The 15,267-nt window shown below is 39.7% G+C and carries 19 protein-coding genes and 1 other annotated feature; of the genes, 2 read left to right on the plus strand and 17 right to left on the minus strand.

The features are described from left to right. The first annotated feature begins 8 nt into the window (after positions 1-8). Positions 9-1,145 (plus strand): IscS subfamily cysteine desulfurase, encoded by a 1,137-nt coding sequence (locus tag NIZ91_17985; GenBank protein USY54605.1) that lies wholly within the window; start codon positions 9-11, stop codon positions 1,143-1,145. Positions 1,146-1,149: 4 nt separating this feature from the next. After that, positions 1,150-1,695 carry a transcription repressor NadR gene (locus NIZ91_17990; protein USY54606.1) on the plus strand — a complete coding sequence of 182 codons (546 nt, stop codon included), beginning with the start codon at positions 1,150-1,152 and terminating at the stop codon, positions 1,693-1,695. Positions 1,696-1,711: 16 nt separating this feature from the next. Here NIZ91_17990 and pheA read toward each other — a convergent pair whose 3' ends face one another. From pheA to NIZ91_18075, 17 genes are all read right to left on the minus strand, one after another. Continuing rightward, positions 1,712-2,581: a prephenate dehydratase gene (gene pheA / locus NIZ91_17995; GenBank protein USY57218.1), complete on the minus strand. Its 870-nt coding sequence runs from the start codon at positions 2,579-2,581 to the stop codon at positions 1,712-1,714. A 32-nt stretch (positions 2,582-2,613) separates the two neighbouring features. Next, the gene (locus NIZ91_18000) at positions 2,614-3,006 is read right to left on the minus strand and encodes an ACT domain-containing protein (GenBank protein USY57219.1); all 393 of its coding nucleotides are present in this window, start codon (positions 3,004-3,006) and stop codon (positions 2,614-2,616) included. An 86-nt stretch (positions 3,007-3,092) separates the two neighbouring features. Beyond that, positions 3,093-4,379, minus strand: coding sequence for a GTPase ObgE (gene obgE / locus NIZ91_18005; protein ID USY54607.1), 1,287 nt, complete (start codon positions 4,377-4,379; stop codon positions 3,093-3,095). A 56-nt stretch (positions 4,380-4,435) separates the two neighbouring features. Continuing rightward, positions 4,436-4,975, minus strand: coding sequence for a sporulation initiation phosphotransferase B (locus NIZ91_18010; protein ID USY54608.1), 540 nt, complete (start codon positions 4,973-4,975; stop codon positions 4,436-4,438). Between the two features lie 178 nt (positions 4,976-5,153). Next, positions 5,154-5,447, minus strand: coding sequence for a 50S ribosomal protein L27 (rpmA, locus tag NIZ91_18015; protein ID USY54609.1), 294 nt, complete (start codon positions 5,445-5,447; stop codon positions 5,154-5,156). Positions 5,448-5,463: 16 nt separating this feature from the next. Beyond that, entirely contained in the window at positions 5,464-5,796 is a 333-nt protein-coding gene (locus NIZ91_18020; GenBank protein USY54610.1) for a ribosomal-processing cysteine protease Prp, read from the minus strand. A 12-nt stretch (positions 5,797-5,808) separates the two neighbouring features. Further along, positions 5,809-6,117, minus strand: a complete 309-nt coding sequence (rplU, locus tag NIZ91_18025; protein USY54611.1) for a 50S ribosomal protein L21 — start codon at positions 6,115-6,117, stop codon at positions 5,809-5,811. Between the two features lie 14 nt (positions 6,118-6,131). Continuing rightward, positions 6,132-6,204: a sequence feature (ribosomal protein L21 leader region), on the minus strand. Between the two features lie 80 nt (positions 6,205-6,284). Beyond that, positions 6,285-7,742 (minus strand): Rne/Rng family ribonuclease, encoded by a 1,458-nt coding sequence (locus NIZ91_18030; protein ID USY54612.1) that lies wholly within the window; start codon positions 7,740-7,742, stop codon positions 6,285-6,287. An 89-nt stretch (positions 7,743-7,831) separates the two neighbouring features. Then, positions 7,832-8,671: a M50 family metallopeptidase gene (locus tag NIZ91_18035; GenBank protein ID USY57220.1), complete on the minus strand. Its 840-nt coding sequence runs from the start codon at positions 8,669-8,671 to the stop codon at positions 7,832-7,834. A gap of 16 nt (positions 8,672-8,687) precedes the next feature. Continuing rightward, on the minus strand, positions 8,688-9,479 hold the full coding sequence (locus NIZ91_18040) for a M23 family metallopeptidase (GenBank protein ID USY54613.1): 792 nt from the start codon (positions 9,477-9,479) through the stop codon (positions 8,688-8,690). Positions 9,480-9,620: 141 nt separating this feature from the next. Then, complete coding sequence (gene minD / locus NIZ91_18045) at positions 9,621-10,421, minus strand: septum site-determining protein MinD (GenBank protein ID USY54614.1); 801 nt, start codon at positions 10,419-10,421, stop codon at positions 9,621-9,623. A 2-nt stretch (positions 10,422-10,423) separates the two neighbouring features. Next, positions 10,424-11,107, minus strand: coding sequence for a septum site-determining protein MinC (gene minC / locus NIZ91_18050; GenBank protein USY54615.1), 684 nt, complete (start codon positions 11,105-11,107; stop codon positions 10,424-10,426). Positions 11,108-11,225: 118 nt separating this feature from the next. Further along, positions 11,226-11,747 carry a rod shape-determining protein MreD gene (mreD, locus tag NIZ91_18055; GenBank protein USY54616.1) on the minus strand — a complete coding sequence of 174 codons (522 nt, stop codon included), beginning with the start codon at positions 11,745-11,747 and terminating at the stop codon, positions 11,226-11,228. Beyond that, complete coding sequence (gene mreC / locus NIZ91_18060) at positions 11,747-12,628, minus strand: rod shape-determining protein MreC (GenBank protein USY54617.1); 882 nt, start codon at positions 12,626-12,628, stop codon at positions 11,747-11,749. Before mreC ends, mreD begins: the two co-directional genes overlap by 1 nt. A 19-nt stretch (positions 12,629-12,647) precedes the next feature. After that, a complete protein-coding gene (locus NIZ91_18065; GenBank protein ID USY54618.1) occupies positions 12,648-13,673 on the minus strand; it encodes a rod shape-determining protein in 1,026 nt (341 codons plus the stop codon). 228 nt (positions 13,674-13,901) lie between these two features. After that, the gene (gene radC / locus NIZ91_18070; GenBank protein USY54619.1) at positions 13,902-14,588 is read right to left on the minus strand and encodes a DNA repair protein RadC; all 687 of its coding nucleotides are present in this window, start codon (positions 14,586-14,588) and stop codon (positions 13,902-13,904) included. A 16-nt stretch (positions 14,589-14,604) separates the two neighbouring features. Beyond that, positions 14,605-15,180: a Maf-like protein gene (locus NIZ91_18075; protein ID USY54620.1), complete on the minus strand. Its 576-nt coding sequence runs from the start codon at positions 15,178-15,180 to the stop codon at positions 14,605-14,607. Positions 15,181-15,267: the final 87 nt, after the last annotated feature.

Below are 15,267 nucleotides of genomic sequence, written 5' to 3' on the forward strand. Positions count from 1 at the left end.
GGAAAGCTATGGTTTATCTTGATTATGCGGCAACCACGCCTATGAGTAAGGAATCAATCGAAGCATATAACACAGCTGCTATATCTTATTATGGAAACGCGAACAGTCTACATACGATTGGTACTCAAGCAGGGGACTTGCTTTCTTTATGTCGACACAAGCTCGCTTCTTTTATAAATGGAGATACGCAAGGTATACACTTTACAAGCGGAGGAACAGAGTCCAATATGCTGGCTATTCAATCTCTTCTTCAGCGTACGGAACATAGAGGAAAACATATTATAACGACTTCGTTAGAGCATGCTTCGGTCTTACGAGCGCTTTCTTCTTCTCAAAAAGTTGGTTACACCATTACTTATCTACCGGTTAATAAAGCTGGCGTTGTATCAATAGAAGCTTTGAAACAAGCAATTCAAGAAGATACGGTTCTTGTAGCCATTCAGCATGTCAATCACGAGCTTGGGTCCATTCAGCCAATCCAAGCTATTGGACAGTTGCTAAAAGAACACGGTATTTGGTTTCACTGTGACTGCGTGCAGTCATTTGGAAAAATACCAATTGACGTTGAAAAAGCAAGCATTGATAGTCTATCTGTAGCGAGTCATAAATTATATGGTCCTAAAGGAGTTGGATTTGTTTACATTCGCCCAGCCTCTGGTAAAAGCATTTCTAACCTAATTAATTTAGTTACAGAACACGATAGAGGTACTATGAATGTCCCAGGGATTGTAGCCTTTGCGACAGCTGCAGAACATGCCCATAACCAGTTAAAAAAATCTTACAACCACTTTGAGAACTTAAAATCGTATTTACTTACACAAATTGAGGGCTTACAAGGGTTTGTTCAGATGGAAGCAAATAGTCCCGCTCATTTTCCAGGCATCATTGGACTAACGTTCCGCAACGTACAAGGTCAGTATGTTATGTTACAATGTAATCGTCACAATATCGCAGTAGCAACCGGCAGTGCTTGTACAGTTCATAAACAAGCCCCTCTTCGTTCGTTACTAGCTATTGGAAAAAGCCCCGAGCAAGCCAAAAATTTTATTCGTATTTCCTTTAGTTTGCATACAACTACGGAAGATTTGGATGAACTAATGAAGGTGCTTCATTTATTACATAAAGAGATTATGAAGGAGCGGTAAAAGCATGTCAGAAAATCAACGCAAAGTTTTAGGTGAAGAGCGACGAGAGCTCATTTTACAATGGTTAAAAACTGAGCAACAGCCTATGACGGGCAGTGAACTATCAAAGAGAACAAAGGTAAGCAGACAGGTAATTGTGCAAGATATCTCGCTCTTAAAGGCCCGTAATGAACCCATTCTAGCTACAAGCCAAGGCTATATTTATATGCAATCTCCTAACCAGGCATCCTCTCAGCAACGAATTATTGCTTGTCATCATGCACCTGAAGATACGGAAAAAGAGCTGTTTATGATTGTAGATCATGGAGTATGCGTAAAAGACGTAACCATTGAACATCCCGTGTACGGAGAACTCACGGCTTCAATGATGGTTCAAACTCGTAAAGATGTAGAAGCCTTTTTACAAAAGATTAACCAAACAAATGCAACGTATCTGTCGCAATTAACAGAAGGTACTCACCTTCATACACTTGAAGCTGACACTATTCAGAAGCTTGATGCAGCCTGCGAAGCACTTGAGCAAGCTGGCTACTTATTAAAGAGTGAATAAAAAATCCCGCTATATTTTATAGCGGGATTTTTCGGTCGAGTAACGTATGTGGGTAGCTTCCTAGAATAGCTACCTTACATCCAAGTGCTTCAAGTTCAGCAATAGCGCTTGGTATTAGCACCTCGTCCATTTCTTGTTCAATATCGACAATAAAGAAGTAATTTCCTAGTCCTGTCTTCATTGGTCTTGATTCAATTTTAGATAAATTCAACTTACGCCATGCAAATGCAGACAGTACTTGATGCAGTGCTCCAGCTTGATCCGATGGTAATGTAATCATTAAAGTCGTTTTGTAGCCATTCTCTTGCTCAAATGGCACAGCGCGAGTTCGGTCTTTATGGAGCACGACGAAACGAGTCGTATTATGATCATAATCATGAATATTGGGGCGTGCAATATGAAGCCCATACTCCTTAGCAGCTAATCCGTTGGCAATTGCACCGACTACTTCTTCTGGGTTCTCGCTAACGTACTTTGCAGCAAATGCTGTTGATGTCATTTCTTCCACCGGAACATGTCCCAAGCTACCGTACAAAAACTTATGACACTGCGCAATGGCATGAGGATGTGAATACACAGTCTTAACCTCTTCCCATTTGTCTGCATGATTAGGATGAACCATTAAATGCTGACGAATCGGTAAAACAATCTCACCTACCACGGGAAGGCGATGCTCATGAATTAAATAATCAAGTGTTAAATTAACGGAACCTTCTAATGCATTTTCAAGCGGAACGATTCCATACTCTACGTCTTCGTTATACACCGCATCAATACAAGATGGAATAGTCTTAAAGGGAATCTGCTCATATTCTGAAAACACTTCTTGAACTGCTACATGTGTAAATGTTGCTTTTGGTCCTAAATATCCTACTTTCCCCACGATTCTTCTCTCTCCTGTCTATGTCTGCTTTCTAGTTAAGCACCTGAACCAAGGACTTCAACCTTGTCTACAAATGCAAGCCTTTTTAATTCTCGTAACAAATCGTTCAGCTCAACCTTCATGCTTGCAATATCTAAAGAGAGCGTAACATTTGCTCTTCCTTGTAGCGGAATGGTTTGGTGAATTGTTAACACATTACACCCCGAAGAGGCTACGACACTTAGTAAATGAGATAACGTACCTGAGCGATCTTCCAGGTGAAAAAAGAGTGAAATAATTCGCTGTGTCACAACCGTTTGAAACGGGAACACAGTATCTCTATATTTATAAAAAGCACTCCTGCTTAAGTCAACCTCTTGAACTGCATCAGCTACGGAAGCTGATTTTCCACGTTCAATTAGCAGCTTTGCATCCAGCGTTTTCTTCATGGCTTCTGGCAATACATCTTCTCGTACTAAATAAAACTGCTTATCAGCCTTATCCAAGTCAAGCCCCTCCCCTGTGACATGAATGATTAGTCGATAAATTCGAACTCATATTCAAATAGCTTTACAATATCTCCATCTTTTGCGCCTCTTTCACGAAGCGCTTCGTCTATGCCCATACCACGAAGCTGGCGAGCAAAGCGGCGAACAGATTCGTCTCTTGAGAAATCGGTCATCTTGAACAGCTTTTCAACTTTTTCACCATCTAATACAAATGAACCATCGCTATCACGCGTAATGTGGAATTCTACTTCCTTCTTCTCGTGCTTGTAAAGTACGCGATGAGTTGATAAGTCTTCCTCTTCATGCATTGGGAATTCAGGCGTTGTATCTACAAGGTCAGCAACCGTAAACAACAGTTCACGAATTCCATCACGCGTTGCAGCAGAGATAGGGAATACCTTCACTTCTTCTCCTACTTTTTCTTTAAAGCGCGCTAAATTTTCTTCCGCTTCTGGAATATCCATTTTATTTGCTACTACCACTTGCGGACGCTCTGTTAAGCGTAGGTTGTATTGGCGTAGCTCTTCATTAATTGTTAAATAGTCTTCATAAGGGTCACGACCTTCTAATCCAGACATGTCGACTACGTGAACAATAACACGCGTACGTTCAATATGGCGTAAAAACTGATGTCCTAAACCAACGCCTTCGTGTGCACCTTCAATTAAACCAGGTAGATCCGCCATAACAAAGCTACGGTTGTCTCCTGTTTCAACAACGCCTAAATTTGGTGCAAGCGTTGTAAAATGATACTCGGCAATCTTTGGCTTAGCAGCAGACGTAACGGATAGTAGCGTTGATTTCCCTACGCTTGGAAATCCAACTAATCCAACATCAGCCAATACTTTTAGCTCAAGGATAACATCGCGCTCTTGCCCTGGCTCTCCGTTTTCAGAAAGCTCTGGAGCTGGGTTAGCCGGCGTTGCAAAACGCGTATTTCCTCGACCACCACGTCCCCCTTTTGCAATCACTGCACGCTGACCGTGTTCGACTAAATCTGCGACCGTTTCTTTTGTTTCCGCATCAATCACAACTGTTCCTGGTGGCACTTTAACAATCATTGCTTCTGAATTACGACCATGCTGACCTTTTGACATACCGTGCTCACCACGATCTGCTTTAAAATGTCGCTTATAGCGGAAATCCATAAGTGTACGTAAGCCTTCTTCTACTTCAAAGATAACGTCTGCTCCGTGACCACCGTCACCCCCAGCAGGACCTCCCTTTGGCACATACTTTTCACGACGGAAGGCAACCATACCATTTCCTCCGTCGCCACCTTTCACATATACCTTGACCTGATCTACAAACATGTACTTTCACTCCGTTCTAGTTCATTCTTCTGTACACTTGTACAAAAGAGATCTACTCATGTATTTATTTTAATTTGAATATTAAACTCAGTTGGAAGCATCTCTTGTTCAACGCATGTAAGCATTTGACCATATTCATACCTACCGAGCTGTTCTTGTAAATTTTGCATATCCGTTAGTATTCCACTAAAATCAAAAAAGAAACGAGGTTCCTGCTCTTCTGTGCATAATGAAATACTCAAATAATTATCAGCATGATAATCAATATGAGATTCTAGCAAACCGGTTAAATAACGGCACCATCTGTATAATTCATTATCGTACTTTGATAAATCCTGAGCGTTTCCGAGCACTTCAAGCTCCAACCGAACCGCGTGGTTATACCAGTGATAAGTCATAACAAACCCTGTGAACAAACGCATATTCATGCTTGTCAATTTTGATTCGTGCTGTGACTCGTTCACGATTGTATTGATGATGTCGTTCGCTCGATCTATCCGATTCAGTGCTAAATTGCCTTTAATTAGCTGTATCTTGTTTAGCCAATCATGCCTAGCATATTTTAATACTTCGACAACATCCCACTCTTTTTTCATTTTCGCACTCCTAACTAACTTTTGACTCGAGCATAAGTAACTTCTAGGCGATAAAAACATCTCGCATCATTGTTATTTAATATGTTCGATTATAACAAATTCCAGTGGAGAATAGGTGAATTATTCTACAAAAAGAAAACTCTAACCTCCATTGAGGTTAGAGTTTTCTTTTCACAGCTTATGCTTCTTGAGCTACTGGATATACAGATACTTTTTTACGGTCACGACCGAAACGTTCAAATTTAACGATACCGTCGATTTGAGCGTATAGAGTATCATCTCCACCACGACCTACGTTTGCACCTGGGTAAATTTTAGTACCGCGTTGACGGTATAAAATTGAACCACCAGTTACGAATTGGCCATCAGCACGTTTAGCACCAAGACGTTTCGCGATTGAATCACGACCGTTTTTAGTACTACCTACTCCTTTTTTAGAAGCGAAGAATTGAAGGTCTAATCTTACTAACATGACATCCACCTCCTGTTTAATTGTCGTTAATTTTTATATATTTACTGTAGTCTAATTCGATTGTTTTCAAAGACACAACCATTCCTTCTAGCAAAAGATGAATTTGCTCCAATGCCGATAAATCAACATTTTCTGGAATCTCACAGCGAAGATATCCACCATCTCCACCCTGCTTAATAACTGGCGTTACGCCGGTTATTGAATGAATAGCGTTTAAAGTGCCAAATGAAACTGCCGATGCTCCCGCACAAACAAGATCTTTTCCATGCTCGGAAAATTCAGCATGTCCACTCATCGTGAACCCGTCGATTTGCTTGTTTGCGTTACGAGAAATTGTCACCTTGATCATCAGATGCTAATCTTACGCGTTGATAGCGTCGATAACAACTTTTGTGTAAGGTTGACGGTGACCTTGCTTACGACGATAGTTTTTCTTTGCTTTGTATTTGAATACAGTGATTTTCTTAGCACGACCTTGTTTTTCAACTTTAGCCGTAACTGTTGCACCTTCAACAAATGGAGCACCAACTTTAACGTTGTCGCCACCTACAAATAATACTTTATCAAAAGTAACTGTTTCGCCTTGTTCACCAGCAAGTTTTTCGATGTAGATTGCTTGACCAGCTTCTACTTTAATTTGTTTACCACCAGTTTCGATAATTGCGTACATTCTCTGCACCTCCTCTAAAAACTAAGACTCGCCATCACAGGTGTCCATATCGGACTTAAAACCTGTTCTGAGCGGTTGTAGCACGGGTGCTACAAACCAACATATTAAATCTTACTACAGTATGAAGGTAAGTGTCAATTAGATTTGTAACTTTATTCGTAAAAAGATTACTTTCTTATCCTTTCCTGAATGACAGATTCTTGCCCTACATATTTAATGTGATACGTATGAGAAGCTGAAAGAGTTGACGTACAGTACAACTTTAGTCCAATCATTTCTTCTAACGCATGAAAGAAACCATCTTTCTTTAAGTGTTCTTCTACATCTTCACGCGTTTCAATCCAAATGGCTTCTTCTGTTGAAAATCGATATTCCCATAACTTACGTTCAATTTGAAACGCAATGGTTTCTGCATCCATCACTCGTCCTGTTCCATTGCAAACCTGACAAGCCATCGTTAAGGTAGAACCAATGCTATCGCGTACCTTTTTGCGCGTTAGTTGCAAAATACCAAGTTCAGTAAACCCAACCACAGTAGTACGAACTTCATCTGCTTTAACAATATCTTGAACATACTGTAGCAATACCTCACGATCTTGTCGGCTACTCATGTTAATGAAATCAACTAGTATCATACCTCCGATATGGCGAAGCTTTAGCTGCTTAGCTATTTCAAGGGCAGCTTCTTTATTAACACGCAAAATGTTTTCCCTCAGTGAGCTTTTCCCGCTAAACTTTCCTGTATTTACGTCTACTACCGTCATTGCTTCTGTTTCATCAATCACAATATAGCCACCACTTTTTAGCCAAACCGTTCGTCTCAAAAGTTTTTCAACTTGGCTATCGATATCGTAGTGCTCAAATACGCTTTCAGTTCCTTTATAATAGTAAAAAGGTAATGTTGGATACGTTTCAAGAAGCTGTTGATAATGGGTAAAATCATCCACTGCAAATTCTTGTATTGTTTTTTTACTCACACTTTGTACAACTGAATTCAAAAACTCTTGGCCTTTTTTTAAGAGCTTTGGTGCCTTCTGATTCTTATTTGCTACAATTTCATGCTGATACTGCCTCCGTAGTTCTTTAATTCTTTTCACTACCTGTTCCTCTGTCAGCGATTGCACAGCTGTTCGAAAGACAAGGCCTTCTTTGTTTTCAATGAGCTGTTGACCGAGCTGTTTCCACTTAACTCGCTCCTGCTCCTCCATCTTTTTCGAAGCTGCCACATAATTTCCTTCGGGCAAATAAACAAGCTCTTCTGTTGCAAATTCAATAACACCGGTTAAGCGTGGTCCTTTTGTTCCAATCCCTTCTTTAATCACCTGAACAACAATGGCTTCACCTTCTCGAATAAAAGCTGACATTGCCCTGCTGTCCTTTTGGCTGTCTGAATCATTTCGATACGAAATGAGCTCTTGCTGATGAATAAATCCATTTTGTGATAGACCAATGTCAACAAATGCGGCCTGCATACCGGGTATAACCTTCACAACTCGCCCTATATAAATATCACCAACAATCTGGTGCTTATTCTGCTCTTCTAAATAAACCTCTTCTAGCTCTCCATCATTTATAACAGCAATGCGCTTCGATTTTGTTGCAGCATTAATAATACATTTTCTCACGTTTCAATCTCCACTTCTTTAAATGTTCAATTAAAAAAGTCCGGCTACGCGTTCAGCCGAACTTTACCTTCTTTATATGTTACTTGATTTTAATAGATAGATACAAGCTCGTTAAGTGAGCTGTCCACTCTTTTCTCCACAAAGTAAGCATGAAGCAATTCGTTTTCATCAATTCTCAATGCTTCACCGTTTGCTTGAAACACAATCATATGCTTACAACCTCTTTTGAACTTTTTTAACACGTCGTAAATCTGCTCGTTTGCAGACGCATTCACCGGCTGTAAAGTAGCAATTGCCCTTTCTTTTCCATGATATCGCTCTAGTAAAAAGCGCATGTAAACAAAATGGCGATTACGCCATTCTTGATAATGACAAAGAATTAGAAAGGCTAAAACAATCCATAAGTGAAGGTGCATTGAATAAACAATAGCTGTATAGAGGCATAAAGCTACTAAAAATCCACTTGATAGCTTTAACATTCGCTCATGTGCTTTTAAAAACGGTGCATATCTACTGCACCATAAAAACAAAATCTTCCCTCCATCTAAGGGCCAAATAGGTAATAAATTAAAAAAGAATATAAGCGCATTTTGATAGAGAAATTGTTCATATGTTTCTGCTTGGATCCAACCAAGCTCAGCAAATAAGTAAGCACCTCCAACGAGCCAAATATGCTGAATAGGTCCGCTAATTGTAACAATTAGCTCTTCACGCAACGGACGGTTTCCATGTTCATCTACTTCTGCTACTCCACCAAATGGCAGCAGCATAATTCGTTTAATTCGCCATGAGAAATGGTGAGCAGCAAACGCGTGACCCAACTCATGAATTAGGATAATTACAAATAAAATCATCAAGGGCTTAATTGTGGCTGTAAAAATCCCAATAATAAAAACCCCCCACAACAGAGGGTGAATATGAATTTTCATCAGGAGTGATAAGTAGCTATTCAAATTGAATCACCTGACTAGGATCCACAAACTTTTCACCTTTTTTTATAGCAAAATAAAAGAGGCCTGTTTCTCCATCGTCTGAACTTGCCACTACGCCAAGTTCTTTTCCTTTATTAACAAAGTCATAAACGTTTACATCCACCGTTTTTAATTGTCCATACCATGTTTCAGAGCCATCAGCGTGCTGGATAATTACCGTGTTACCAATTCCATCTCGCTTACCAACATAGCGAACAATCCCTTCACTCATGGCTTCCACAACAGAATCAGCTCCTGTTTGAATTGTTACGCCTTGCTTATCCTCTTCAAAAGTTTCCATCACTTTTCCAGATGCAGGCATAACGTAACCTCCGCTAACGCTTTGCTCATCAATTTTAGGTTCATCTTTTTGTGGTAAAAGTGTAAGAGGCTTGCCAAATTGGTCTTCATACCAAGATGAAACTGCTGCAAACTGAAATTCTTGATCCATTGTTGTGGAAATGTACGTCCTTGCTTTTTCAAATGTCGGGGACGGACTTTTAAATAAAATTGCTACGATGAGCACTAAGCAAGCTGAAGCTAACACTTTAAAAAAGAAACGCTCTTTTCGAAAGAAGGGATAGCGCTCACCGCCACTAGTAGTAGGCGTATATTCAATAGGTGAATAATCAGGAAATCCATACTTTTCTTCTTCACTCATCAATGACGTATGAAGTGGCTCATGCGGGATTTTCTTAGCAGTAGACAGCTGCTTTTTTTTACGCTCAGCAATTCGCTTTCGAATTTCATCAGCACGTCGATTCATGATTCATCATTCTCCTTGTCCTTAAACTTATACAATTTAATGTATGACTTGTCCGGTATCGTTATGACAGGATTAAAATGATGAATAGCGAAACGAAAAAAAGCTTCCATACCGGAAGCTTTTCAAACAAACGTTTTATTTTTATGCGCGTACACCAAAGAATCGTTTAATGCGTGCGAACATCCCTTTATCTTCATCATCAAGCGATTGTAAAGGAACGGTTTCACCAAGAATTCGTCGTGCGATATTACGATAAGCAATGGAAGCCTTGCTAGATGGATCCATAACGATAGGCTCACCGCTATTAGATGCTTTAATGACATTTTCATCATCGGCTACAATTCCAATAAGGTCAACTGCAAGCAGCTGAGCAATTTCATCTACATCAAGCATATCTCCATTTTTCATCATATGACTTCGAATTCGGTTAATGACAAGCTTTGGTGATTCAATATCTTCTTGCTCGAGCAACCCAATAATGCGATCAGCATCACGAACAGCTGACACTTCTGGAGTTGTCACAACGAGCGCTTTATCTGCACCAGCTACTGCATTTTTATACCCTTGCTCAATACCAGCTGGGCAATCAATAATGACATAGTCGTACTCTTGCTTTAATTCAAGAATCAGCTCACGCATTTGCTCTGGCTGAACAGCTGTCTTATCGCTCGTTTGAGCAGCAGGAAGCAGATACAAACATTCAAATCGTTTGTCTTTAATTAAGGCTTTTTGAGGTTGGCAGCGCCCTTCTACCACGTCTACAAGATCATATATAATTCGATTTTCCAGTCCCATCACAACATCAAGGTTGCGCAGACCGATATCAGTGTCTACTAAACAAACGCGCTTTCCAGCTAACGCCAGCGCAGTACCTAAGTTGGCAGATGTCGTTGTTTTCCCAACTCCACCTTTACCAGACGTAACAACAATAGCCTCTCCCACTGTCAAATTCTCCTTTCTAACCTTGTCAAGTTAGGTCGTAGACTCGCTAAGCCTTGAACGCGGTCTATAACCATTTGATTTGCGTCATCTAAATATGCGCATTCCATGACACTTTGCTCTTTATCACTATCCTCTTCTTCGGGTCGTGTAATTACATCAGCAATTCGAAGCTGAGACGGTTGCATAATTGAAGCTGCAATGACTGCCGTTTTATTACCACGATACCCTGCATGAGCAATTCCTTTTAAAGCACCTAATATAAAAAGATTTCCCCCTGCTACAATGGTTCCCCCAGGATTAACGTCGCCGATTAATAATAGATCTCCTTCGACGTGAAGCACTTGTCCTGAGCGCACAACTTTTGCAACAGAAACTAATTCTTCTTGTTCTTTTACCCGTAATGCATCCTGTTTTAAAATGACGTTACTATCGATTTGCTTGACCACTAAGTGTCGATTCTTCTCGATGAGCGCCTTTAGCTCGTTTTCCTGATCTTCAGTAATAAAACGATTTCCAACTTTCACATATACGGTGACATGCTGCTCGTCATCTCCATGTTTATTCGTCAAAAGCTTCGTCTGTAGTTCAGCTAATAGCTCCTCGAACGAACATGCGTCATTGAGATGGAGCGTTAGTCCATCTTTCGTTCCTTTAATGGTTATATTTTGTTGCTTTTGTTTATTCAAGACGCTCACCTCAACGAATATATAATTTCGACAGAGACTTACCAATTCCTTTTTTTCACTCGCAGAATCACAACATTTCTACGAACTTGGAACTAGAAAATTGACTTTTTTTGAAGCATCATCGCTCCTTCGCATAAAACAGTGAAAAGTATTGAAAACACTTTTGTAGAGGTAGCGCAAAAATCACCGCAAAAATTGCATTTAAAATCAGAGTCGCATAGAATCGTTCCGCTAAGAAACGCCCCAGTACCATATCGGATACCCCGATAATTGTATTAATGCCATATACATAAAATTCAATAATTGCAACTGCAATTAAACAAATGAAAAGTACCACTAATAAATTGTTTTGCCAAATTTTTATAAGCTGTGACACGATATAACATACGGCTGGTAGGCCAAGCGCATAAATACCCAGTACATCCGTAAAGGCGATATCATATAAAAACCCAAAAACAATTCCAAAAATCATCGCTTGCTTGCGATTAATATAAATGGTCATAAACACTAGCGCAATTAAAACAAAGCGCGGCGATAAAAGCCAGTCTCGAAAAGCTGGCTGCATCGCAACAAAGTTTACAAAAATGCTTTCTAACATAAAAATAACTAGAATTATGAAAGGTAAGAGGAAGCGTTTCATCACTCTTCCTCCTCTACTTCTAGGCTATCTTCAGACATCACTGTACTTCTTTTAGCAACCATGACATGGTCAAGGTCGTATAGGTCTGTTGATGGCTTAATGTATGCTTTTTGTGTTAAACCGTACTCATCAGGCTCAATCTTTGTAATTTCCCCAATAACAAGTCCGCTTGGGAATACACCATCTTCGCCCCCAAGGCCAGAGGTAACAACTTTTTGTTTTTCTTTAATTTCAGCATCAAATGGAATTCGTCTTAATAAAAGAGCTTGTTCTTCTTCGTCGTATCCTTCAATTAAACCGTACACAGGTGTTTTTGCTTGAATCTTAGCCGATACGCGGTTAGTACGATCGGATGAGCTAATCAATTGAACCGTTGAAGTAAACTGAGAAGCATGTTTTACTTTCCCAATAAGTCCACCTGGCGTAATCACGGCCATGTTTTCTTCAACATTGTGAACTTTCCCTTTATCAATAGCAATAACGTCATGCCAGCGGTCTGGGTTTCGAGCAATAACCGTTGCTTCGATTGGACTATAAGCTTTGAGGTCGCTTTCTTTATCCACTTGTTCACGTAGCTTATCATTTTCTGTTTCTAGCTCACTTACTTTCGCTTCTAATTGCATACGCTCGTCAAGGCGTGCTTTTAGCACTTCATTTTCTTCATATGTACGTTTTAGGTCACCTACATTTTCAAAGAAACCCGCTACATACTGTGCGGGTTGGTGAAATGTAGCCTGAACAAGACCGACCGTGTCTTTCACAAACTGTTCAGGCCACGTTACATCTTTACGACCATTTAACGAAAAACCAATCAATGCCACTAATACAATAATACTAACTAACAAAATAACTAGACGTTTATTTAGAAAAAACTGTGGCACGATTTACACCTCTTACTGTTTAGCGATATGAATCGCTTGTACGATTTTTGAATAAATCAATATTATCTAATGCTTTTCCTGTTCCAATTGCTACACAGTCTAACGGATCTTCTGCAATGACAACAGGCATATTTGTTTCTTCACTAATTACACGATCTAAATTGCGTAGTAAGGCACCGCCGCCTGTTAACACAATTCCGCGGTCCATAATATCTGCCGCTAATTCTGGTGGTGTTTTTTCAAGCGTACCTTTTACTGAATCAACAATAGCTGCAACCGTATCTTTCAACGCATCAGCAATCTCTTCTGCCGAAATCTCAATTGTTTTCGGTAACCCAGTTAATAAGTCACGTCCACGAATCTCCATGTTATCGATTCCTTCAGGGATACCTGCTGAACCAATTTCAACTTTTAACGCTTCTGACGTACGTTCACCAATCATAAGATTGTAATTTTTGCGAATATATTGGATGATTGCTTCATCCATTTCGTCTCCAGCAATACGGATTGACTGACATGTTACAATACCACCCAATGAGATAATTGCTACTTCTGTAGTACCGCCACCAATGTCAACCACCATGCTTCCTGTTGGTTCCCAAACAGGTAAATTTGCCCCGATTGCTGCTGCAAATGGTTCTTCAATTGTATAAGCATCACGAGCTCCAGCTTGGCGAGTTGCGTCAATAACCGCGCGTTTCTCAACAGCCGTAATTCCTGATGGTACGCATACCATTACATAAGGCTTGCCAGCAAACAAACTTTTTGTTTTTTGTGCTTGTTTGATGTAATATTTCATCATTGTTGCTGTTGTTTCATAATCAGCAATTACGCCATCTTTCATAGGACGAAGTGCTACAACATTTCCAGGTGTACGACCAATCATATTTTTCGCATCATTACCAACTGCTACAATTTGCTTTGTATCTGTTTGTAATGCTACAACTGACGGTTCACGTACAACAATTCCTTTTCCTTTAACATAAACAAGTGTATTTGCAGTACCTAAATCTATTCCAAGGTCTCTAGTACCGATTCCAAACATGTGTCTCTTCCTTTCTCTTACCGAAATGCAAAGGCTAAACCCTCTCAGTCGATTTCACCATTTCATTAATAACATTTTTTATTTTCTATACTTCTTTTATAGATGTCAACGCCAAATATTGTATGATATATTTTCATACTTTGTCTATTAATAACCGATGATTGTAAAGAACTTGTCATTTAAAATCATGACTACTATTATAACTCAAGGAAATTAAAAAGCATAGCATTACATATATCCTTTTTCTTTTAAGCTAATATATTTTCGATCCCCAATAATTAAATGGTCTAAAAGTTCAATACCAATGATTAATCCACACTCTTGCAAGCGTTTAGTCACATCGATATCTTCTCGACTAGGTGTAGGGTCTCCGGAAGGGTGATTGTGTACACAAATAATAGAGGCTGCCGAGCGACGGAAAGCTTCTTTAAAGACTTCACGAGGATGTACAATCGATGAATTGAGGCTACCAATAAAGATGGTTTGTTTATGAAGAACCTGGTTTTTCGTGTTTAAATAAAGGCAGACAAAATGCTCTTGAAGTAATGTACGCATTTCTTCCATTACGTAATTTGCTCCATCTTCTGGGCTTCGAATAGCGTACTTTACTCCTGGTTTCACCTGAGCCATCCGCTTTCCGAGTTCAATTGCAGCCATAAGCTGAACCGCTTTTGCTTGTCCAATTCCTTTCATTCTCACCATTTCATCCAGCGTTGCATTTTGTAATAGCTCCAATCCATCAAAATAGCGCAGAATTCGATTGGCTAGTTGAAAAACGGATTCTTCTTTCGTTCCTGTTCGAAGCAAGATAGAGATAAGTTCATGATTTGATAAGCTGGAAGCACCTTTTTGCATAAGGCGCTCCCTTGGTCTTTCTTCATATGGAAAATCTTTCATCATTAATGATTCATTCATCAAATGGGTTCCCTCCTCAATTGGAGTAGGCGAAACCACGCTTTCTCAGTTCTCTTATTGTACGAGACAATGGCAGACCAACAACAGAAAAGTAATCACCTTGAATGCTTTTGACAAACGCAGCTCCTAGGCCTTGTATACCGTACGAGCCTGCCTTGTCCATTGGCTCACCCGTTCGAACGTACTGCGTAATTTCATCTACTGTTAATAACCAAAATTCAACATCTGTTTTTTCATAGAATGTCTGAACTTGCTCACCTTCTACAAGAGCTACTCCTGTAAGAACCTGATGTTTTTTTCCTGAAAGCATCTCTAAGGTTTGAACTGCTTCTGCTTCGCTAGCTGGTTTTCCTAAAATAATGTCTTTGTAGACAACAACCGTATCGGAACCTAGTACAATATGATTGGGATACAGCATTGCAACATCAGATGCTTTTTGCAATGCTAAATCCATCACCACCTCAGACGGTGAATAGTTTGGATTAACTTTTTCATCAACGTTGCTTACATGTACGGAAAAAGGAATGTGAAGCTGCTGTAGCAGTTCTTTACGACGAGGAGAGCCAGAGGCTAATATTAATTCTTTGTTCATTGATCTCAACCTTTACACTTCGAATATTTGAAAAAAAGAACACAACTCAATTTTAACAAGATTAACCATTTTTTACAATAAACAAAT

The organism is Bacillus sp. 1780r2a1, assembly GCA_024134725.1.
In the GTDB taxonomy this organism is placed as follows: Bacteria; Bacillota; Bacilli; order Bacillales; family Bacillaceae_H; genus Priestia; species Priestia aryabhattai_A.

Bases quoted from the DNA above. Each gene is read 5' to 3' on its own strand.
- NIZ91_17985 (USY54605.1), top strand. From the start codon at position 9: ATGGTTTATCTTGATTATGCGGCAACCACGCCTATGAGTAAGGAATCA.
- NIZ91_17990 (USY54606.1), top strand. From the start codon at position 1,150: ATGTCAGAAAATCAACGCAAAGTTTTAGGTGAAGAGCGACGAGAGCTC.
- NIZ91_18000 (USY57219.1), bottom strand. From the start codon at position 3,006: ATGAAGAAAACGCTGGATGCAAAGCTGCTAATTGAACGTGGAAAATCA.
- obgE (USY54607.1), bottom strand. From the start codon at position 4,379: ATGTTTGTAGATCAGGTCAAGGTATATGTGAAAGGTGGCGACGGAGGA.
- NIZ91_18010 (USY54608.1), bottom strand. From the start codon at position 4,975: ATGAAAAAAGAGTGGGATGTTGTCGAAGTATTAAAATATGCTAGGCAT.
- rpmA (USY54609.1), bottom strand. From the start codon at position 5,447: ATGTTAGTAAGATTAGACCTTCAATTCTTCGCTTCTAAAAAAGGAGTA.
- NIZ91_18020 (USY54610.1), bottom strand. From the start codon at position 5,796: ATGATCAAGGTGACAATTTCTCGTAACGCAAACAAGCAAATCGACGGG.
- rplU (USY54611.1), bottom strand. From the start codon at position 6,117: ATGTACGCAATTATCGAAACTGGTGGTAAACAAATTAAAGTAGAAGCT.
- NIZ91_18035 (USY57220.1), bottom strand. From the start codon at position 8,671: ATGAAAATTCATATTCACCCTCTGTTGTGGGGGGTTTTTATTATTGGG.
- NIZ91_18040 (USY54613.1), bottom strand. From the start codon at position 9,479: ATGAATCGACGTGCTGATGAAATTCGAAAGCGAATTGCTGAGCGTAAA.
- mreD (USY54616.1), bottom strand. From the start codon at position 11,747: ATGAAACGCTTCCTCTTACCTTTCATAATTCTAGTTATTTTTATGTTA.
- NIZ91_18065 (USY54618.1), bottom strand. From the start codon at position 13,673: ATGTTTGGAATCGGTACTAGAGACCTTGGAATAGATTTAGGTACTGCA.
- radC (USY54619.1), bottom strand. From the start codon at position 14,588: ATGAATGAATCATTAATGATGAAAGATTTTCCATATGAAGAAAGACCA.
- NIZ91_18075 (USY54620.1), bottom strand. From the start codon at position 15,180: ATGAACAAAGAATTAATATTAGCCTCTGGCTCTCCTCGTCGTAAAGAA.